The 21,905-nt window shown below is 46.9% G+C and carries 18 protein-coding genes; 1 reads left to right on the top strand and 17 read right to left on the bottom strand.

The features are described 5' to 3' along the window. Positions 1-147: 147 nt before the first annotated feature. The 3 genes from dapB to secA all read right to left on the bottom strand — a co-directional run bounded on the left by dapB (position 148) and on the right by secA (position 4,335). Complete coding sequence (gene dapB, locus RJ47_RS09735; protein WP_038139662.1) at positions 148-957, bottom strand: 4-hydroxy-tetrahydrodipicolinate reductase; 810 nt, start codon at positions 955-957, stop codon at positions 148-150. A 93-nt stretch (positions 958-1,050) separates the two neighbouring features. Beyond that, positions 1,051-1,449: an 8-oxo-dGTP diphosphatase MutT gene (gene mutT / locus RJ47_RS09740; RefSeq protein WP_005473541.1), complete on the bottom strand. Its 399-nt coding sequence runs from the start codon at positions 1,447-1,449 to the stop codon at positions 1,051-1,053. A gap of 156 nt (positions 1,450-1,605) precedes the next feature. Then, positions 1,606-4,335 (bottom strand): preprotein translocase subunit SecA, encoded by a 2,730-nt coding sequence (gene secA / locus RJ47_RS09745; protein WP_039483512.1) that lies wholly within the window; start codon positions 4,333-4,335, stop codon positions 1,606-1,608. Between the two features lie 341 nt (positions 4,336-4,676). On the opposite strand from secA, the gene RJ47_RS09750 reads away from it, so the two are divergent. After that, positions 4,677-5,141, top strand: coding sequence for a DUF721 domain-containing protein (locus RJ47_RS09750; RefSeq protein WP_005473484.1), 465 nt, complete (start codon positions 4,677-4,679; stop codon positions 5,139-5,141). 51 nt (positions 5,142-5,192) lie between these two features. Here the strand turns inward: RJ47_RS09750 and lpxC are convergent, their stop codons facing one another. The 14 genes from lpxC to rsmH all read right to left on the bottom strand — a co-directional run bounded on the left by lpxC (position 5,193) and on the right by rsmH (position 21,728). After that, positions 5,193-6,110, bottom strand: coding sequence for a UDP-3-O-acyl-N-acetylglucosamine deacetylase (lpxC, locus tag RJ47_RS09755; protein WP_038139670.1), 918 nt, complete (start codon positions 6,108-6,110; stop codon positions 5,193-5,195). A 101-nt stretch (positions 6,111-6,211) separates the two neighbouring features. Beyond that, a complete protein-coding gene (ftsZ, locus tag RJ47_RS09760) occupies positions 6,212-7,444 on the bottom strand; it encodes a cell division protein FtsZ (RefSeq protein ID WP_038139672.1) in 1,233 nt (410 codons plus the stop codon). A 30-nt stretch (positions 7,445-7,474) separates the two neighbouring features. Then, the gene (gene ftsA, locus RJ47_RS09765; RefSeq protein ID WP_005476324.1) at positions 7,475-8,737 is read right to left on the bottom strand and encodes a cell division protein FtsA; all 1,263 of its coding nucleotides are present in this window, start codon (positions 8,735-8,737) and stop codon (positions 7,475-7,477) included. Further along, positions 8,730-9,512 (bottom strand): cell division protein FtsQ/DivIB, encoded by a 783-nt coding sequence (locus RJ47_RS09770; protein ID WP_038139674.1) that lies wholly within the window; start codon positions 9,510-9,512, stop codon positions 8,730-8,732. The genes ftsA and RJ47_RS09770 overlap by 8 nt, the downstream gene beginning before the upstream one ends. 186 nt (positions 9,513-9,698) lie before the next feature. Next, complete coding sequence (murC, locus tag RJ47_RS09775; protein ID WP_039483516.1) at positions 9,699-11,159, bottom strand: UDP-N-acetylmuramate--L-alanine ligase; 1,461 nt, start codon at positions 11,157-11,159, stop codon at positions 9,699-9,701. Positions 11,160-11,171: 12 nt separating this feature from the next. After that, entirely contained in the window at positions 11,172-12,233 is a 1,062-nt protein-coding gene (murG, locus tag RJ47_RS09780; RefSeq protein ID WP_039483520.1) for an undecaprenyldiphospho-muramoylpentapeptide beta-N-acetylglucosaminyltransferase, read from the bottom strand. Further along, positions 12,220-13,419 carry a cell division protein FtsW gene (gene ftsW, locus RJ47_RS09785; protein WP_038139680.1) on the bottom strand — a complete coding sequence of 400 codons (1,200 nt, stop codon included), beginning with the start codon at positions 13,417-13,419 and terminating at the stop codon, positions 12,220-12,222. The genes murG and ftsW overlap by 14 nt, the downstream gene beginning before the upstream one ends. A 38-nt stretch (positions 13,420-13,457) precedes the next feature. Then, positions 13,458-14,783 (bottom strand): UDP-N-acetylmuramoyl-L-alanine--D-glutamate ligase, encoded by a 1,326-nt coding sequence (gene murD, locus RJ47_RS09790; RefSeq protein ID WP_197058133.1) that lies wholly within the window; start codon positions 14,781-14,783, stop codon positions 13,458-13,460. 15 nt (positions 14,784-14,798) lie between these two features. Beyond that, positions 14,799-15,881, bottom strand: a complete 1,083-nt coding sequence (mraY, locus tag RJ47_RS09795) for a phospho-N-acetylmuramoyl-pentapeptide-transferase (protein WP_005476334.1) — start codon at positions 15,879-15,881, stop codon at positions 14,799-14,801. Next, entirely contained in the window at positions 15,878-17,236 is a 1,359-nt protein-coding gene (locus RJ47_RS09800) for a UDP-N-acetylmuramoyl-tripeptide--D-alanyl-D-alanine ligase (protein ID WP_039483524.1), read from the bottom strand. The genes mraY and RJ47_RS09800 overlap by 4 nt, the downstream gene beginning before the upstream one ends. Continuing rightward, positions 17,236-18,717 carry a UDP-N-acetylmuramoyl-L-alanyl-D-glutamate--2,6-diaminopimelate ligase gene (murE, locus tag RJ47_RS09805; RefSeq protein ID WP_039483527.1) on the bottom strand — a complete coding sequence of 494 codons (1,482 nt, stop codon included), beginning with the start codon at positions 18,715-18,717 and terminating at the stop codon, positions 17,236-17,238. The genes RJ47_RS09800 and murE overlap by 1 nt, the downstream gene beginning before the upstream one ends. A gap of 12 nt (positions 18,718-18,729) precedes the next feature. Beyond that, entirely contained in the window at positions 18,730-20,457 is a 1,728-nt protein-coding gene (locus tag RJ47_RS09810; protein WP_038190840.1) for a penicillin-binding transpeptidase domain-containing protein, read from the bottom strand. Further along, on the bottom strand, positions 20,454-20,771 hold the full coding sequence (ftsL, locus tag RJ47_RS09815) for a cell division protein FtsL (protein ID WP_039483530.1): 318 nt from the start codon (positions 20,769-20,771) through the stop codon (positions 20,454-20,456). The genes RJ47_RS09810 and ftsL overlap by 4 nt, the downstream gene beginning before the upstream one ends. A gap of 6 nt (positions 20,772-20,777) precedes the next feature. After that, positions 20,778-21,728 carry a 16S rRNA (cytosine(1402)-N(4))-methyltransferase RsmH gene (rsmH, locus tag RJ47_RS09820; protein ID WP_038139688.1) on the bottom strand — a complete coding sequence of 317 codons (951 nt, stop codon included), beginning with the start codon at positions 21,726-21,728 and terminating at the stop codon, positions 20,778-20,780. Between the last annotated feature and the right edge of the window lie 177 nt (positions 21,729-21,905).

The following is a 21,905-nucleotide window of genomic DNA, read 5'->3' on the forward strand; positions in this document are numbered from 1 at the left end:
ACAACAAAAGATAAGAGTTTTTATCCTACATAACACCATTAATATCGACCACTGTTATCAATAGATACAAAAAGCGCCGGGCAAGCCCGACGCATAATTATTTATTTTGACAACAACTCTTGATAAGAAGTGGTAAAGAGTCGGAACTTAGAGGTCATTGAGTCCAAGTACATCGGTCATGGTGTAGAAGCCTGGCTGCTTGCCGTTTAGCCACACCGCCGCCTTCACCGCACCATTGGCAAATGTCATGCGGTCTGTTGCTTTATGAGTAATTTCAACTCGCTCGCCAATATCAGCAAACATAGCGGTATGCTCACCAATAATGTCACCAGCTCGAATGGTAGCAAAACCGATTTCGTCTTTCGTACGCTCACCAGTAATCCCCTCACGGGCATATACTGCGACGTCGCTCAATTTATTACCCATCGCTCCAGCAATCGCTTCGCCCATGCCAATAGCTGTACCAGAAGGTGCATCGACTTTATGGCGATGATGCGCTTCAACGATTTCCACATCACAATAGTCGCCCATCACTTTTGCTGCTTTCTCCAACAGCTTGAAGACTAGGTTCACACCAACAGAATAATTCGGCGCCATCACGACAGGGACCTCTTGAGCAATTTGGTCAATAATTTCGCGTTCTTGTTCCGTAAATCCGGTTGTACCAATGACAATGCTCTTCCCATGCTGCTTACAAAGCTCTAGGTTTGCCAACGTGCTTACTGGCGCGGTGAAGTCGATGATGACATCAAAACGTTCAATATCTTTTGCTAAATCATCGGTCAGGAAGACATCAAATTTTCCTTCTCCGCAAAGTTCACCAATGTCGACGCCAACCAATGATGACTCAGGACGCTCTGATCCTGCTCCAACTTCAGACTGAGGATTTAAATAAGTCGCTTTCACCAAATTGCGACCCATTCGGCCCGCTGCTCCTGCAATTGCAATACGTACCATTGCATCTTCTCCATTTTCGAATTTGTGTTCTTGTTCGTATTGATTAAAACTAACAGTAATATGAGAGGCTGGCTAGAGGGTATCTTTTTCCAGCTAAGAATACTCGCGAATCACTCGCTCAAGAATTGGCACATTCGCTTCAGGGAACGCATATTGAGCCAAATCAGAGATTTTCACCCATAACCCCTCCTGTCCTTCACGTCCATAGGGTTGACCATCAAACTGAGTCACAGCAATGAAATCGAACTTAAGAGATTTTTCTGGATAATCGAACTCTAAATGTTCAAATGGTTGTTGCTGAGTAGTCACAATCCCAATTTCTTCCTCAAGCTCACGTACCATGGCCTGCTCGACACTTTCTTCGGGTTCAACTTTGCCACCTGGAAACTCCCAAAAGCCGCCTTTATGCTTGTCATCTGGTCGTTTTGTAATAAACACCTGTGACTTATCTTGGTTAAAGATAATACCTGCCACGATATGAATTCGTTTCATCAGACTTCCTATTTACTATCCATTGTCATGCCCCGTATTGTGGCTGACTATTTTTCTTAGATAACCATTAGATACAAAAAGAGCCGCCTAAGCGACTCTTAATTAGTTTTATAAGTTTGCATGAAGCTATGCGTTACAGCAACGATTCATCAAACCTTATGCGATTTTGCCGTGGCACTGCTTATACTTCTTACCACTACCACATGGGCAAGGCTCGTTACGGCCAACTTTACGCTCTTCACGAACCATTGGCTGATGAGCCCCTTCAGAAGATTCATCGCCATCTGCCAACTGGTTTTCAGCGGCAGCATGCTGCGCTTGAGCACGGCGAGCAGCTTCTTCTGCTTGCGCACGACGTTGAGCTTCCATGCGCTCAACTTCCTCTTGCTGCTGAACACGCACTTTAGAAAGAATTGTAATCACATCAGACTTCAATGCATCAAGTAAACCTTCAAATAGTTCAAACGACTCGCGTTTGTACTCTTGTTTCGGGTTCTTCTGCGCGTAGCCACGTAAGTGAATACCTTGGCGAAGATGATCCATTGCCGCCAAGTGCTCTTTCCAAAGCGTGTCGAGAGTTTGTAGCATGACAGATTTCTCGAAGTTGCGTAGTACCTGTGCACCGACCACTTCTTCTTTCTGCTTGTACACCTCAACTGCCGTAGTGATGATTTTTTCACGAAGCGCTTCTTCGTAAAGCTTATCATCTTCTTCAAGCCACTGCTTGATTGGCGCATCAAGATCAAAATCGTTCTTCAAGCGCTCTTGCAGCCCTTCGATATCCCACATATCTTCTAACGACTGAGGTGGGATATACTCATCAATTACCGCAGTAAGCACGTCTTGACGGTTGTGATCGATCATTTCACTGATGTCTTCAACACTCATCAGCTCATCACGAAGCTCGTAAACCACTTTACGTTGGTCGTTCGCAACATCATCGTACTCAAGTAGCTGTTTACGGATATCGAAGTTACGACCTTCCACTTTACGCTGAGCTTTTTCGATTGAACGAGACAGCATCTTAGACTCGATCGCTTCACCTTCTTCCATACCACTCTGGATTAGGCTCGCCATACGATCAGAGGTGAAGATACGTAACAGAGAATCCTCCATTGAGAGGTAGAAACGAGATGAGCCAGCATCCCCTTGACGACCCGAACGACCACGTAACTGGTTATCGATACGACGTGATTCGTGACGCTCTGTACCAATAATATGTAAACCACCAGCATCTAGCACTTGATCATGGACGACTTTCCATTCAGCTTTGATCGCATCAATTTGCTCTTGTGAAGGGTCTTGTAACGCTTCAACTTTCGCTTGCCAGCTACCACCTAGTACGATATCCGTACCACGACCAGCCATGTTCGTTGCGATTGTTACCGCACCTGGTGTGCCCGCTTCAGCAACAATCTCCGCTTCGCGCTCGTGGAACTTAGCGTTTAGGACGTTGTGCTTGATCTTCGCTTTCTTAAGCGCGTTTGATAGTAACTCTGACTTCTCAATAGAAACCGTACCCACTAGCGAAGGCTGACCTTTAGCAACGCGCTCTTTAATATCTTCGATGATAGCGTCGAACTTTTCAGCTTCAGTACGATAAACCACATCTGGCATATCGTCACGAATCATCGGCTTGTTGGTAGGAATAACTACCGTTTCAAGGCCGTAAATCGATTGGAACTCAAACGCTTCTGTATCCGCGGTACCCGTCATACCAGACAGTTTTTCGTAGAGACGGAAGTAGTTCTGGAAAGTAATCGATGCTAGCGTCTGGTTTTCATTTTGAATCTTAACGCCTTCTTTCGCCTCTACCGCCTGATGTAAACCTTCAGACCAGCGACGTCCTGGCATTGTACGACCGGTGTGCTCATCAACGATGACGACTTCACCCTCTTCATTGACGATGTAGTCAACGTTCTTTTCAAACAACACATGCGCACGCAATGCAGCGTTTACATGGTGCAACAGGCTGATGTTCGCAGGAGAGTAAAGAGTGTCCCCTTCTTCCATCAGTCCATTTTTAACCATTAACTCTTCAACAAACTCTTGGCCTGTTTCAGTAAGGTGAACTTGTTTAGATTTCTCATCCACCGTGTAGTGACCATCACCACGATATTCCTCCGAATCTTCTTTATCTTGTTGCTGAAGATTAGGGATAAGGGTGTTGATGCGCGTATAAAGATCTGAGCTGTCTTCGGCAGGACCTGAGATGATCAGAGGCGTACGAGCTTCATCAATTAGAATCGAGTCCACCTCATCCACGACAGCAAAGAAACGGTCACGTTGAACGCGATCTTCAGCACGGAAGGCCATGTTATCGCGCAAGTAATCAAAGCCAAACTCGTTGTTTGTGCCGTATAGGATATCCGCTTGGTACGCTTCTTTTTTCTCTTGAGGTGGCATATTTGGCACGTTTACGCCAACGGTCATACCTAAGAATTCAAATAGTGGACGGTTTGTCTCGGCATCACGCTTTGCAAGGTAGTCGTTCACGGTTACAACATGAACACCTTTACCCGGTAGCGCATTTAAGTAGGCTGGTAGTGTAGCAGTTAGTGTTTTACCTTCACCGGTACGCATCTCTGCAATTTGACCAGAGTTAAGAACCATACCGCCTATAAGCTGAACATCAAAGTGACGCATGCCGTAAACACGTTTTGATGCTTCACGAACAGTAGCAAATGCTTCTGGTAGTAGTTTATCTAGGGTCTCACCCTGTTCTAAGCGCTGACGGAATTCAACAGTTTTGGCTTTTAATTCTTCATCACTCAACGCTTCAAACGTTGGCTCGTAATTATTGATCTCTTTTACAATTTTTCTCAGGCGGCGCAGTGTTCGGTCATTGCGACTGCCAATTACCTTTGTCAGTAGCTTAGTTATCATTTGCTATGAATCTCTCTTTATTCAGATCGGGCCCGATCTACTTTTAATGCCTTCAGTCTCTAACAGTTTTGAACTAAGAATACTGAGATAAATCACTTTCCTCAGATATTGTGATGAGAACTATAGATTTCAAGGCTTGTGTATCGATAAGTGGCGCTTAGTGTATGAAATTTTGCTAGCAACAACCAATAACAAGGTGATTTGTTTGAAGCACTCTTTATTTTTTCGAGTTATATGATGGAAGTTTGCCCGGCGGGTAGCATCAAGATAAAAGAGATTTCGCTATCTTCCTCGAAACTCATTCACTAAAATGTCTTTAATAGCATGATAAGAGGCTCACCATGAGAGATCACCGTCCAACCCTTGGCGACGAAATATTAGCAGAATCTCGTCTCTCTCAGCTGCAACAGCACGCAAAAGAGATCATGATGATCAACAAAGAACTAAAAACGATCTTACCGCGAGGAACGGAAGATCATTGCCGTGTGGCAAATATTCGTGATGGTCAATTGGTGATAGAAGTGGCCAGTGCAGCGATCAAAATGAAGATCGACTACGAGCGTTTATCCATCCTAAACCAACTCCGCTCTAGAGGATTCGCCAGATTAATGGCAGTTAGTGTGCAAATTAACCCTGAGCTCTATCGTTCTCGTCAGTTATCTAACGAAGAAAAGGCCTCAAAAAAACGTGACCCTATCTCTGAAACTGCAGCCCAATACTTAGCAATGATTGCCGATGGCGCATCGCCAAAAGTAAAAGCAAGACTCGAGAGCCTTGCAAAATTAGCAAACAAAAAGCCTGAATAGCAGGCACAAAAAAGCCAGACAAACGTCTGGCTTTTTCACTGTAATAAGGGGTTATGCTAAAACCATATTTGGTTCAGCAAACGCAACCGGCGATGTCGCATCTTCTTCGAATGTGACCCATTCCCACGCTTCTTGGTCAGCCAGTACTGCACGTAACAATTGGTTGTTAAGACCATGACCGGATTTGAACGCTCGGAACTCACCGATGATTGGATGACCACACATGTAAAGATCACCAATCGCATCAAGAACTTTGTGCGTTACAAATTCATTTTCGAAGCGCAAACCTTCTTCATTCAGAATACGGTATTCATCGAGCACGATCGCGTTATCAAAACTACCACCCAACACAAGGTTTTGTGATTGAAGGTACTCAATATCTCGCATAAAGCCGAATGTGCGTGCACGTGAAATTTCTTTCACAAACCCTTTAGAAGAGAAGTCAAACAACAAGCGCTGCTCGTCTGAGTCGATAGCTGGGTGGTTGAATTCAATCTCAAAATCCATTCTAAAACCATTGAATGGAAGAAATTCTGCCCATTTATCGCCATCTTCAAAGCGAACTGGCTTCTTAATTCGAATAAAACGTTTAAGCGCGTTTTGCTCTTCAATACCCGCTTGCTGCAGCAAGAAAACGAACGGACTCGCACTGCCATCCATAATCGGGATTTCAGGAGCATCGACTTCTACTACGATGTTGTCAATTCCCATTCCCGCTAGAGCCGCATTTAGGTGCTCAACGGTTGAGATTCGAATGCCTTCATCGTTAACTAAAGCAGTACATAACATGGTGTCACGTACTGACATCGCATCAGCAGGGAAGTCAACAGGAGGATTGACGTCTGTACGTCGGTAGATTACGCCAGTGTTTGCAGCGGCAGGGCGAAGAGTAAGCGTGACTTTACGACCAGAGTGGAGCCCCACACCAGTTGTTTTCACTATTTCTTTCAGAGTACGTTGTCTGATCATCTACTTTGCCTCAGTAAAATGCCACAAATGACGGTCAATAATCGATATTGACCGCGTATGCTACCATAATTTTGAACACTGTCAAATTATAGTGTAACTGATTAATCCGCTTGACGACGTAAGAATGCTGGAATATCGAGATAACCGCTTTCTTTGTCTGCCTTAGGTGCTGCACTTTGACCTGCACCAGAACTTGTTGGTGTTGTCGTCGGCTGAGGAGTCACCTGAGGTTTCTCATGCAAAGTTGGTGCCGGTTTTTCTTCCACTTTATTGACACTTGCTTGTGGTGCCGGTGCCGCTTGTGGTTGAGTTTGAGGCTGTGCTACTGGAGCAACTTTCGCCTTACCGCCAGCTACTAGCGTGATATCTGGCTTCTTCTCGTTACCAATACCAGTCGCAACCACTGTTACACGAATTTCATCCGCCATATCAGGATCAAGTGATGTACCAATAACCACAGTTGCATTGTCAGAAGCGAACGCTTTAACTGTGTTACCCACAGTTTCAAACTCATCTAGACGCATGTCTAAACCTGCAGTGATGTTCACAAGTACGCCACGTGCACCAGCCAGATCGATATCTTCTAGAAGCGGGCTAGAAATTGCCATTTCTGCGGCTTCCTCTGCTCGGTCTTCACCTTTAGCAACGCCGCTGCCCATCATCGCGTGACCCATTTCCGACATCACGGTACGAACGTCTGCAAAGTCGACGTTGATCATACCAGGACGCGTAATTAGCTCTGCAATACCTTGAACCGCATTTTTCAGTACATCATTCGCGCTAGCAAAAGCTTCAAGAAGGGTAATACCGCGACCCAGTACTTTCAGAAGCTTCTCGTTAGGAATCGTGATTAATGAATCCACATGCTTAGAAAGTTCTTCAATACCCTGCTCAGCAAATGCAAGACGCTTCTTACCTTCGAAGCTAAATGGTTTAGTAACCACTGCTACAGTCAAGATGCCCAGCTCTTTTGCGACTTCCGCAATCACTGGAGCAGCACCTGTACCAGTACCACCACCCATGCCAGCTGCGATAAATACCATATCGGCACCATCGAGCTCATCTTTAATTCTATCGCGATCTTCGAGAGCTGCGTCACGACCTACTTGAGGGTTTGCACCTGCACCAAGTCCTTTGGTCATATCGCCACCAATCTGAATAACGCTATTCACACTGGTTTTACGAAGCGCCTGAGCATCAGTATTAATACTAATGAACTCAACACCTTCGATGGACTCACGTACCATGTGTTCAACGGCATTACCGCCACCGCCACCAACCCCAACGACTTTGATTACTGCGTCGTCAGACATTTCCATCATCGGTTCAAACATGTGTTATCTCCGTTTTTCCTGCTGCTCAGGTTAAAACTCTTTTTGTATCCAATTACGCAAACGACCAAACAATCCAGTTACTGAAGCACGAGCTGGCTCGTTGTATTCAGTATCTTCATTAATTTGACTGTCACGCGCGTAATGAAGTAAACCAACCGCCGTAGAATGATACGGCTCTTTAACGTAATCTGTCAGGCCGCTGACCTCTAAAGGCTTACCGACTCTAACTTGGTTGCGGAACACTCGCTCCGCACACTCTACCAACCCTTCAATTTGCGCTGCGCCGCCTGTCAGTACAACGCCAGCAGCCAAGTGATGCTTAATCCCATCATCACGTAGCTTTTCTTGAACAGAATCGATAGTTTGGTTAACCAATCCCATAAGTTCGGTGTAGCGAGGCTCAATCACTTCCGACAAAGTCTGTCTTTGCAAACTGCGGGAAGGTCGTCCTCCAACACTTGGAACGTTAACCGTATCGTCCTTGCTAACTAGCTCGCTTAACGCGCAGCCGTATTTTACTTTTATCTCTTCAGCATCACTTACTGGAGTGCCGAATGCAAATGCAATGTCACTCGTTACTGCATTACCAGCATACGAGAAAACTTCAGTGTGTCTTAGCGCGCCGCCTGTCCATATGGAGACATCCATAGTACCAGCACCGATATCAACAACACATACGCCCAGTTCGCGCTCATCTTCAGTGATCACTGCATTACTTGACGCCAAGCCAGAGTATACAAGGTGTTCGACCTTGAGTCCGCAACGCTCAACCGCTTTAATAATGTTTCTCGCCATATCATTGTGGCAAGAGATCAGGTGCACGCTAACTTCCATGCGTACTCCTGATAAACCTAGTGGATTTTTGATTCCTTCTTGGTAATCGATGGTGAATTCCTGTGGAATAACATGCAAAATGCGCTGTTCGTCACCAATTTTGATCGACTTTGCGGTATGGATAGCTCGATCCATATCTTCTTGAGAGACCTCCTCATCAGAGATGGTTCCCATGCCTTTTTCTATACGGCTCGCAATGTGACGACCAGAGATAGAGATGAACACATTGCTTATCTGGCATTCCGCCATAAGCTCTGCTTGATCCACCGCTCTTTGCACCGATTTAACCACCGATTCAAGATCGTTCACTCCACCTTTATCCATCCCCCGAGATGGACTACTTCCGGCACCAATTATATTAATTTGACCATCAGGCAATACTTCACCTACCAGAGCCGATACGGTTGCAGTGCCTATATCAAGACCAACAATAATGTTGTCATCAGCGGTCTTAGTCATCTGTATTCTCTTGTTCTAACTCTTGTTCTGGGAACCATCCAACGGAAGCTCCCGTATCATACCTGAGGTCTATGTAGCTCACCCTTTCAGCTGCACTACCTAAATTCTTGTACAACGCAAAAAAGCGTTCGATTCGCTCTTCAAGTGATTCTTTACCGAGCTCTAAGCGGATGCCATTATCCAATATAACTTGCCACGCTCTTCGATCATTAAGAACCAGTGAGGTAATCGATAAACTCAGTGCCTCAAACTTCGGTTCAAGCTCTCGCCATACTGACAATACTTCTTCGTTTGTCCCTTCTGGTCCGTAAAGCTTGACGCGTTCCCCTTCAACTTGACCCAAGTCACCGTTAAACAGCAGACCTTCGCTATTGAGCAGACTATTTCCATTCCAAATCGCTTCGGCTTTGTGCTCAGTCAGAAACACTTTTACGGTGTCTGGCCACTGTTTACGGATTGAAGCATGAGATACCCAAGGAATAGATTCGGCTACGTCTTGCAGCACATTCACATCCTGCGACATGAATGTGCCCACATGTTCCAAGCGCGAAAAAGCGAATTGGACATCATTGGCAGAGACGTAATGCAAATCGCCTTGAAGTACGATTTTGGACAATGGCAGACGCTGGTCATCCCACATCCAAGAAACGGTCGAGTAAAGGAGAGAGCCTATTAACAATAAGACCACCAGTAAAAAGCTCGCCCCAAAGGCATGCTCTTTGACTAGAGGACTCGAAGTTAAACGAGGGCCTTCATTAAAAGCACTTTTAATCAAAGTCCATAGTCCTTGCCGTTAGCTCGCTGATCGATTCCCTATCTCATTTCGTATAAAAGGGGCAAAAGCACTTACTTTAACCTTCGGATTATACTGTTGAGATTAAAAGTATCAAACACTGATATTGAGAAATCACCACTTAAAATGCAATAAGTGTGTCAAATACCCAAAAACCTGACTTTCCTACTAGGCGTTAAGCATCTTATCGATATTTAACTCAAAAGCCGCAAGCTGTTTAGCCACCTTACCGACATCTCCCGCACCTTGCGTCAGTACTAGGTCACCATCTTGTAGCACATTAGCAAGCACAGAGGGTAAAGACTGACTATCGGGAACAAATATTGGGTCGAGTTTTCCACGCCCCCGAATTGTTCGACATAACGCACGTCCATCCGCGCCCGCAATGGGTTTCTCGCCGGCAGAGTAGACATCCAACATGATCAACACATCAACCTGCTCCAACACGTTGGCAAAGTCATCATAGAGGTCACGAGTACGACTGTATCTGTGAGGCTGAAAAATCATCACTAGGCGCTTGTCTTCCCACCCATTACGTGCAGCCTGGATCGTAACGTCGACTTCTGTTGGGTGATGCCCGTAATCGTCCACCAGCATCGCGTTACCGTTACCCGTTTCGAATTCGCCTAAGTGATCGAAGCGACGCCCCGTACCTTGTGTTCCAGCCATCGCATTTAAGATTGCTTCATCAGAAATATCATCTTCCGTTGCCACAGCAATTGCTGCTGAAGCATTTAACGCATTATGACGGCCTGGAATATTCAGAGTAATCTCAAGGTCCGCCTTTCCTTCACGAATGACAGTAAATTTCCCTTGCTGACCTTCTTGGCGATAGTTGTCGATACGCACGTCCGCATCTTCTGAGAAACCATAGGTAATCACTTGTCGACTAATGCGAGGCACTAACTCTCTTACAACGGGATCGTCGATACACACGATGGCTTGACCATAAAATGGCAAGTTATGTAGGAAGTCGATAAAGGTTTGCTTGAGCGTTTCGAAATCGCCGCCGTAAGTGTCCATATGATCAGCTTCAATATTGGTTACGATGCTAACCATCGGCTGTAAGTGGAGAAATGATGCGTCACTTTCATCCGCTTCAGCAATCAGAATACGACTAGAGCCCAAACGCGCATTCGTTCCCGCACTCTTTACAAGCCCGCCATTCACAAACGTAGGATCTAAGCCTGCTTCTGAGTAGATTTGTGTCACGAGTGCCGTTGTTGTGGTTTTTCCGTGTGTACCAGCAACAGCGATGCCGTGACGAAAGCGCATCAACTCGGCAAGCATTTCAGCTCGGCGGACAACAGGGATACGTGCAGCGCGTGCCGCAATGACTTCAGGGTTTTCTTCGTTAATCGCGGTCGATACGACGACAACACTGGCTTGTGCCACGTTTTCTTCTGCGTGACCAATGTATACCGTTGCGCCTTTCTGAGTAAGTCGGTCAGTGACCGGATTCTCTGCGATGTCTGAACCTGAGATTTGATAGCCTTCGTTTAGCAAAACTTCAGCAATTCCACTCATCCCCGCGCCACCAATGCCGATAAAGTGGATGCATTTAACGCGGCGCATCTCTGGCACCATTGCTCTAATCTGAGCCAAATCTTGTGTATGTTGAATTGTCATGAATATTTCTCGTTATTTTGTTAGTGCGACAATGGCCTCAGCAACCACTTTGTCCGCATCTAACTTAGCGGCCTCACGAGCTTTCGTCGCCATCGTCACTAACGCATCTCGATCCAAAGAGCGGATCTGCATGGCTAGCTTTTCGACGGTGAGCTCTGGCTGCTCAATCATTTTTGCTGCGCCACATTCTACTAAGTGGTCAGCATTTAAAGCTTGTTGTCTGTCTTTATGCATAAACGGGATAAAAATGGCCCCAACTCCCGCCGCAGAAACTTCTGAAACGGTCAGCGCGCCTGAGCGACAGACGAGAAGATCTGCCCACTCATAAGCCTCGGCGACATCATCGATGAACTCAACCACTTGCGCATGCCTAACGCTCTGCTGCTGATAAGCTTGAGATACCTCTTGATGATTGTTTTTCCCCGCCTGATGACGAATTTGATAACCATCTCCAAGCTTGGCCATCACTTCAGGCATGGTGCGATTGAGGATCTGAGCACCTTGGCTTCCCCCCATGACCAATATCCGAATGTCATCATCACGCTCAACCATGCGCTTCGTTGGTGGGTCTATCGCGACAACATCTTCGCGTACTGGATTGCCAACAACCGGAGCCTTAGGAAAAGCCCCAGGGAAAGCCTGAAAGACGCGCTTTGCGATCTTAGACAACCATTGGTTTGTCAATCCTGCGACCGCATTTTGTTCATGCAAAACAACTGGAATACCAAGTAACCAAGCAGCGACGCCACCAGGACCGCTGACATATCCACCCATACCGAGCACAGCGTCAGGCTTCCATCGTTTCATATGCGCCTTGGCTTGCATAATCGCGTTTATGATTTGAAATGGTGCTTTAATCAACCGACCAATACCTTGACCTCGTAGACCTTTTACTTGGATAAAATCGATCTCAATGCCATGTTTGGGGACCAGATCAGCCTCCATCCGGTCCGCAGTGCCAAGCCAGCGAATTTCCCATCCTTGCAACTGCAGCTGTTTGGCAACAGCCAGCCCAGGGAAGACATGTCCCCCGGTTCCACCCGCCATTACCATTAAACGTTTATTCTTTTTCATCATTCTCTAACTGTTTTTCATCATTGCCTTGGCTAATCAATCGACATTCATGGTCAATGCGCAACAATATCGATACGGCAACGGACATGACAATCAAACTCGAGCCACCATAACTAATTAAGGGTAGTGTTAATCCCTTGGTAGGAACCATGCCCGCAGCGGCGCCAACGTTGACTAAGGTTTGAAAAGCAAACCAAATTCCAATACCAAATGCTAAATAGCCACCAAACAATTGCTGGCATTCGAATGCTTTGCGGCCAATCAAAATCGCTTTGGTGACCAAGCTAAAGATCAGTACTAAAGCAAGGACGACACCAACGAAACCTAGCTCTTCAGCGAGTACGGCAAATACGAAGTCGGTATGCGCTTCAGGTAGATATTCTAGCTTTTGGATTGAATTACCGAGGCCTTGACCGAACCACTCTCCTCGTCCAAATGCCATCAGGGATTGCGTCAACTGGTAGCCGCTACCAAACGGGTCTTCCCATGGATCGGCAAAGGACGTTACCCGCCGCCAACGATAAGGTTCGAAATAGATCAGTGCCGCAACTGAGGCAAGACCAACGACCATTAACGCGAGGAACTGAGTCATTTTCGCGCCAGCGATAAAGAGCATCCCAAATAAGGTGACAAGCATGACGACCACTGTGCCCAAGTCAGGCTGGAGCAGTAATAGAACCGCTAACGTGCCAAAGACAATGATCGGCTTTATAAAACCACCAAAAAAGCTCGAACGCACCTCGTCATTCTTACGTACCAGATAGCCGGACATAAAGATGAACAATGAGAGCTTAGCGACCTCAGCAGGCTGGAGGTTGAATAGCCCTAAAGGTATCCAACGGGAAGCACCATTAACTGATTTACCCGCGACAAGCACCACAAACAGCAAACCCACGGAGATAAGCAGCAATGCCATACTGAACTTCAGCCATCGCTCTAGAGGGACCTGTATGACAACGGTCGCGACACACAAAGCCAAAGACAAAAAAATCGCATGTCGGAACATGAAATGAAACGGCTGATCAGTTAAGCGAGAACTGATCGGAAACGACGCAGACGTCACCATCACCAACCCAGTCAGCATCAGACCCAACGAGATCCAGACCAACTGCCTGTCGTACAAGACTTCCGGTGATGCTGTGGTAATCCAGCGTTTGATGCTGGCAAAAGGGTTGTTTATCTGCATATCATTTAATGTGTCGAATTCATCGCTCAGGGTAATCCTTACGAGTAACGAAGCGCTAGCTCAGTGAATGCATCACCTCTAGCCATAAAATTACTAAACTGATCAAAACTCGCACATGCCGGAGACAGCAATACCATATCACCAGCTTGCAGTTGAGGCTTAATCCACGCCATGATCGCTTCCATGTTGTCAAAATCTTTTGCACTAGGGTGCAACGGCATAAACTGGGAGCCATCTTCGCCAAAGCAACATAGTTGAACATCAAGTGATGCGAGTACCGGTGCCAGTTCAGAAAAGTCTGCTCCTTTACCGACACCGCCAACCAACAAATAGAGTTTACCTTGCAGCGAAAGACCAGAAAGCGCAGCCAGTGTGCTGGCTACATTCGTCGCTTTCGAATCATTGATCCATTTAATGCCTTGATTATCAGCAACAACTTGGCAGCGATGTGTCAGACCGTTGTAAGACTTTAGCACATCTAAACCTAAGGAGAGGTCAACGTCGACTTGAGAGAGCAAAGCTAACACCACTAACGCGTTCGCTATGTTGTGTCGGCCAACTAACGTCAAATCACTGGATGGTATAATCGGCGCCGAACCTTGAAACAAGAACTCTTGCCCCTGATGCTCAGCCACATGATAGTCAGCCGAACCATTGAGACTGAACTCAATTAGTTTTTTGTCGCCCACATCCGGGTATGTCGCTTTATCATCCGCGTTTACAATGCACGCGTCAGCATGATCAAAGATTCTCAACTTCGCTTGGCGATAACCCTCCATACCATCATAGCGATCCATATGGTCTTCGGAGAGGTTCAAAAACGCAGCGGCTTTCAGCGATAAACTAGACGTCGTTTCAAGTTGGAAACTCGACAGTTCAAGGACGTATAAATCCGCTTCTTGCGCTAATAAATCCAATGCCGGAACGCCAATGTTGCCTCCTACACCGACTTTTAGCCCCGCCGCTTTCGCAACGACGCCGGTTAAGTCTGTGACCGTGCTCTTACCATTTGAGCCTGTAATCGCAATCACAGGTTTATCCACCTGCCATGCAAAAAGCTCGATATCACCGACAACTGGCACACCAGAAGCTAATGCCAACTGAATTTCAGGTGTTGCTAACGCAATCCCTGGGTTGGCAACAACCAAATCGGCATCAACGAGCCAGTCAGTGTTCCAACTGCCTGAATGTAACTCCACGCCACTAGGAAGTGATTCCTGACCGGGTGGGTTATCGCGAGTGTCGATGACTTTGATTGTTAAAGAGTGAGGCAATTTGTCGAGGTATTTAACGACAGAGAGCCCGGTAATACCGAGCCCTGCTACGACGACACTTTCAATATTTTGCCAGCGGTCCATGGTCATATCGTGTTTCTATCCTTAACGTACTTTTAGCGTCGCCAAACCAACCAAAACAAGCACAATGGAGATGATCCAAAAACGCACGATAACACGCGGCTCCGGCCAACCTTTTAACTCGTAATGGTGATGAATCGGTGCCATACGGAAAATGCGTTGACCACGCAGTTTATAAGAGCCCACTTGCAGAATCACCGACAATGTCTCCATCACAAAAACACCGCCCATGATAACAAGAACAAACTCTTGACGTACTAACACCGCAATCGTGCCCAACGCTCCGCCCAATGCTAGTGAGCCGACATCGCCCATGAACACTTGCGCTGGGTAGGTGTTAAACCATAAGAAACCAAGACCTGCACCCACAATGGCCGTACACACCACAACTAACTCTGATGCTTGAGGGATGTAGGGGATATGAAGATAATTGGCGAACTGGACGTTGCCCGTCGCCCAAGCAATAGCGGCAAAACCTGCTGATACTAGGACTGTAGGCATAATCGCTAAACCATCTAAGCCATCCGTCAAGTTAACCGCATTACTGGTACCCACGATGACAAAGTAAGTCAGTACGATATACATCAAACCGAGTTGCGGCATGATCTCTTTGAAAAAGGGCACCACAAGTTGAGTTGCAGCGGTATCTTTCCCATGTGCGTACAGAGCAAAGGCAACAACTAACGCAATTGCCGACTGCCAGAAGTATTTCCAGCGAGCAATTAAGCCATCAGTGTTCTTTCGCACGACCTTGCGGTAATCATCAACAAAGCCGACAGCACCATAGCCAATTAATACCGCCAACACTGCCCATACGTAAGGGTTAGATAAATCAGTCCAAAGTAAAACAGTGGTCACAATCGCAGCCAGAATCATGATACCGCCCATTGTCGGGGTACCGCGCTTACTAAAGTGCGACTCTGGTCCTTCATTGCGAACAACCTGACCAATTTGCAGCATCTGCAAGCGGCGAATCATTTTCGGTCCCATCCATAAAGAGATACCCAGAGCCGTCAATACACTGACAATGGCTCGAAACGACAGGTATTCGAACAAACGGAAAAACGAAAAATATGGCTGGAGCAGCTCTGCAAGCCAAATGATCATGAATACATCTCCTTTAAAGCAGCGGCAATCTTACTCATTCCGGCACTGTTCGCGCCTTTAACCAACAAGGTTTGCGCGCAATCGTGCAACGGTAGCTGCTGCTTAATAAACTCAATCATAGCGTCATGAGTATCAAAGTGCTTTCCTTGGCATTGTTGACTGATTGCTCTCGCATCAGCGCCATAAGTCAGCACATGTTCAAATTTGAATGGGGCAGCATGTTCCCCGACTTGGCGATGAAGTGCAAGACTTTCGTCTCCTAACTCAGCCATATTGCCTAAAATTAACCAACGAACACCTGTAAAGCTGCCTAACAAGTCTGCAGCGGCTTTCATAGCGGGTACGCTGGCGTTGTAACTGTCATCAATCAGCGTTATTTTTTCCGTTAAAGCGATAGATTCAACGCGGCCTTTCACTTTTGCCAGATGGCGTAACCCAGACTGAACCATCTCAATTGACGCTCCTAACTCGAACGCCAGTGCCGTTGCTGCCAGCGCATTCGCCACATTGTGTTGACCGATAATGCCTAGCTTAACCTCAAAGGCCCCCATAGGACTGAGGAGCTCAAATGACGCCTCACCAGAATTGTTCATCGTAATCTTATGAGCAAAATAGTCAGCAGTAGAATCTAACACAGAAAATGTTTTGACCTGCTTATCCGCGAGAACCGCTTGCCAGTACTCTCCGCCGTTACTGTCTAAATTGACAATGGCGGCGGACCCCGGGGCCAACCCCTGATAAATCTCACCCTTGGCTTGCTTCACTCCATCCATTGAGCCAAAACCTTCAAGGTGCGCCGCAGCGACGTTATTCACTAAAGCCACGTCAGGTTTAACTAGCTGAGTCGTGTAGGCAATTTCACCGATATGGTTCGCCCCCAACTCGATGACAGCAAAATCGTCTTCTGGAGTGGAGCGCAGGAGTGTGAGTGGAACGCCGATGTCATTATTAAAGTTGCCAGCCGTAAACAGGACTTGGCCCTTGTTCATCATAATGCTAGCAACCATCTCTTTGACCGTGGTTTTGCCGCAACTGCCGGTGATGGCAACAGTCGGAGTTTGACAGACTTTATGTACAAATTTGCCCAACTGGCCAAGAGCGGCCTTCGTGTCTTTGACAAGCAACTGCGGTGTTTGCGTGTCTAGCGCTCGGCTCACCAGTAAAGCGGTTGCTCCGGCTTCTACCGCATTCAATGCAAAATCGTGAGCATCAAAACGCTCTCCGACCAAGGCAACAAATAGTGCTCCAGGTTCAATTGTACGCGTATCTGTTGAGACCGCATTGATGGCTGCATCATTGCCAACCAACTGCGCATCTAATTCATCTGCCAACTGAGATAACATCAAACTAATCATTAGTTAAGCTCCAAAAGTTGCTGAGCTGATTCGCGATCAGAATAGTGAACGGTTTCATTGGCGAGCACTTGGTAGTCTTCATGACCTTTCCCCGCAAGCAAGATAATATCGTGAACCTCACTATTGGCTAGCGCATATTGCAGCGCTTTAAATCTATCGTGTTCAACGATCGCTCGCTCCGGATTGCGCATGCCTGCGAGCATGTCATCCACAATCGCACTCGGCGATTCACTGCGTGGATTGTCGTCAGCTAATACAACATGATCAGCAAGTCGCTCACCAATCTCAGCCATCATTGGACGCTTTCCGGTATCGCGGTCGCCACCACAACCAAAGATCGCCCATAGTTTGCCGTGACAATGCACTCTCAGCGCCATCAGTGCTTTTTCTAGAGCATCAGGCGTATGCGCATAATCTACGACGACCTTAGCTTTACCTTCGTTGTGGAATAACTCCATACGTCCGATGACGGGAGTGAGTTGTTTTGCCATCTCGATAAGTTGCTGTTTATCGATTCCCAACGCCAGTAACGTGGTAAAGGCGACCAGTACATTATTCGCATTGAATTCACCGATTAAAGGCACGCTAAACTGACCATCACCAAAACAGCCAGAAAATGCGAGTGAGATACCAGACTCTGAATACTCAACTTGGGAAGCAAAGACGGCATTAGTGCTCGACAATGGTTGAAGAGAGACTTGAATCGCATCCGGCAATTGCTCTGCCCACTTGGCACCGACTTGATCATCAACGTTAATGATCGCTTTACCACACTGATGCTCGGTAAATAGAGAGCGTTTAGCGAGCTCGTACTCCTCCATCGTGCCGTGGTAATCAAGATGATCTCGGCTTAAATTGGTAAACACACCAGCGGCAAAAGGCAGTGTTTTTACGCGACCTTGAACCAAACCATGCGAAGAGATTTCCATCGCCGTATAGTCTGCACCTTGAGACTCTATCGACACCAGTGTGTGTTGAATTTCAATTGCGCTCCCAGTCGTATTGACCGCAGGCTGAAGTGCATCTAAAAAACCATTACCCGCAGTACCTAATACGGCTGCTCGCTTACCGACTAGATTTAGCCACTGCGCAATAATTTGCGTAATCGTTGTTTTACCGTTTGTTCCCGTGACACCGACGAGTTTCATGTCACCAAGCGTATACAAGCGTGACGCTAGCGCAGAAAGATTGCGATCGAGCTGATCAATATAAATGACAGGCACGCGGCTTTCTATAGAGCAAACACCTTGAGGATGACGTTCACACGATTGTGCAATCACAGCGTTAGCACCGCGATTGATGGCTGACTCGATAAAACGTCGACCATCTACAGTGTGACCTTTGATGGCAACAAACGTTGTACCCTCGGTGATTTTACGGCTATCCAACTCTAGGTTTGAAATAGCCATGTCATGGAATTCATGGGCTGAGATATCCACCCAAGGCGCAAGTAATGTCGATAATGCGATCGGTTTTGACATAAAGCGTCTCTATTAATTTTCTTTAAATCTGTTTTCGTCAGGCGCCACATTCAATATTTGCAGCGTGCCTTTTAAAATCTCTGAAAAAACGGGGCCAGCCACCGAGCCGCCGTAATAGTTGTCACCTTGTGGTTCGTTAACCACGACAACCAGTGCCACTCTCGGGTCACTTGCTGGAGCGACTCCTGCGGTATAGGCAAAGTATTCATCACCATAGCCGCCCGCAATCGCTTTTCTTGAGGTACCAGTTTTAGCTGCGACTCGATACCCTGGTACTGCCGCTTTTGTTGCGGTACCGCCAGGTTGAGTGACCGTCTCAAGCATAGCAAGAACCTTATGGGCATTGTCACTGTCAATCACCTGTCTTGAGAAGTCTTGGTCATTATTTTCAATAATGTGAATAGGCTGGTATTTACCAAAGTTACCTAATGTCGCATAAGCGTGGGCAAGCTGAAGTGGAGTGATGGTGAGACCATAACCGAACGAGAGCGTCGCGATTTCAAATTTAGACCAGCGGCGGCGATTGGGGAAAATACCCTGAGTCTCACCAACCAAGTTAAGACCCGATACTTCACCAAAGCCCACCGAGCTGTACATTCCTAATAAAGCCTCTAACGGCATATCAAGCGCCAGTTTCGCGACACCAATGTTGCTCGACTTTTTAAGGATAGTAGTAAGATCGGCTTTGCCCACCTTAGAAGTATCACGTACGCGGCTGCCACCAATTTGCATGATGCCATTGCCGGTATCAATCACGGTATCATCGTCGGCAACGCCATTTTCAAGCGCCGCCAACACGACAAAAGGCTTAACCGTGGAGCCTGGCTCAAAGGCATCGGTGATCACGCGGTTGCGCATTTTTGCCGATTGCAAATCAGAACGATTGTTAGGGTTATAGGAAGGTGCGTTCACCATGGCTAATACAGCGCCAGTTTTCACATCGAGGATAACGGCAGAGCCAGAAGTCGCGCGATAATCCGCAACCGCTTGCTTAATCGCTCGATAAGCGATGGCTTGGATACGTTGATCGATCGTCAATTTTAAGGGTTTACCCTCTTCACGCTCTTCCAGTGAGATGTTTTCAACAACGCGTCCATAGCGATCTTTACGGATAATGCGCTTGCCCGCCTCTCCGGTGAGCCACTTGTCGTAGCTTCTCTCTACCCCTTCAAGACCATGGCCATCAATACCCGTCACACCGACAAGGTGGGCACTAACTTCACCGGCAGGATAATAACGACGAGATTCCGCCTTTAAGCCAACCCCTGCGAGTCTCAGTTCTCGAATATAGTGCGCCATCGCAGGACTCACCTGACGCTGAAGATAAATAAAGCGACGTTTCTTGTTGCGATTGATTTTCTCGATCAATTCACCGCGTTTAATGCCAAGGACGTCGGCAAGTGCATGCCAACGGTCTATGTCACTTAATCCACCTTCTTTAAAGATGGTCACAGGATCGGCCCAAACCGCTTCAACGGGCACGCTGACAGCAAGTGGTTCATCATTGCGATCGGAAATAATACCACGGGCTGAGTGCAACGTTTTTGCACGAACAGAACGTAAGTCACCCTGCTTGATCAAATTGTCTGGTTCGATAATTTGGATATAAGCAATGCGCCCCACCAAGGCCGAAAACGCGATAAAAACACAGCAAAGCACAAGGTTAAAACGCCAACGTATAAGCGTTGGTGGTTGACTCACTTCTGAAGTTTTAGCGGGGGTGACTTTCTTTTTGCTCATGGGAGTTGAATAATGACTTCTTTGTCTGATTCAGGACGCATCATTTCGAGCTCCTGCTTAGCAACCGCTTGAACTCGGCTATGTTCAGCTAGAGCGGTTTCCTCTAACAACAGGTTGCGCCACTCATTGTCTAAACGTTCCCGCTCCATTAACGCTTGGTCTTTTTCTGTGATCGCCTGACGGGTATGGTGAGTGGTAAAAACAACCCCCATTGCACTGGCAAAAATAAGCACCAACAAAACCAACGGCACCCGACCTACCGTAATCAGATCGAGTGCAATAATTTTAGCGAGATTAGGCGCAGGCTTGCTCATTGGAAATTACAGTTTTTCAGCAATACGTAACACAGAGCTTCGTGAGCGTGCGTTCACTTCCACTTCATTCTTGGATGGTTTGATGGCTTTGCCGATCGGCTTCATGTTGGCGCTGCCGAGTGCTTTGATTTGTTCTTCGGTCATTGGAATACCGTGTGGCACTTCAGGGCCTTTGCTCTCTTTGCGAATAAAACGCTTCACCATACGGTCTTCCAGAGAATGGAAACTGATCACCGATAAACGACCCTCAGGAGCCAAAATGCTTGCCGCCCCTTTTAGCGCGGTATCAATTTCTTCTAGCTCACTGTTGATGTAAATACGAAACGCTTGGAATGCGCGAGTCGCAGGATGCTTTTTCTCTTTAAAACTCTTTGGCGCAGCGTCAGAGATCAATTTCGCTAATTGACCTGTACGCGTGAGCGGCTCATTTTCTTCGTTTTCACGGTACGCCACGATCGCTTTAGCAATACGTCGAGCATGCTTGTCTTCACCAAACTCACGGATCACCCAAGTGATATCATCCAGATCCGCTTCCATCAGCCACTGTGAAACCGGAATCCCCGACGTCGGGTCCATTCGCATATCAAGCGGGCCATCCTTCATAAAGCTAAAGCCGCGCTCTGCATCATCAAGCTGAGGGGACGAGACACCGAGATCAAGTAATACACCATCAACTTTACCCACCAGTCCGTACTCAGCGGCATACTCTGCCATTCCAGAAAATGGACCATGAATGATAGTAAAACGAGGATCATCAATTTTTGCTGCTTCAGCGATGGCTTGAGGATCTCTATCGATACTGTAGAGGCGGCCATTGTCACCCAGTTGAGACAGAATTGTACGGCTGTGACCACCGCGACCGAATGTACCATCAATGTAAATACCGTCTGGTTTAATCGCTAAACCATCGATGGATTCATGGAGGAGTACAGATATGTGTTTAAATGCTTCGGTCATAGTTATCTCATGTGGCTGACGCATTGACGAATTCGGACTTTCCAGTGTACTGATTTAATGGCGTATCGCCACCACTAGCAAGCGAGAACACGTGATTTTGCGCTAAGTTTAATGGTTCGAAAATAAAATCGGTCAATTAAAAGCAAAAAACCCATCATAACAACAAAGTTACGATGG

Source organism: Vibrio sinaloensis, from assembly GCF_000808535.1.
Classification (GTDB): domain Bacteria; phylum Pseudomonadota; class Gammaproteobacteria; order Enterobacterales; family Vibrionaceae; genus Vibrio; species Vibrio sinaloensis_D.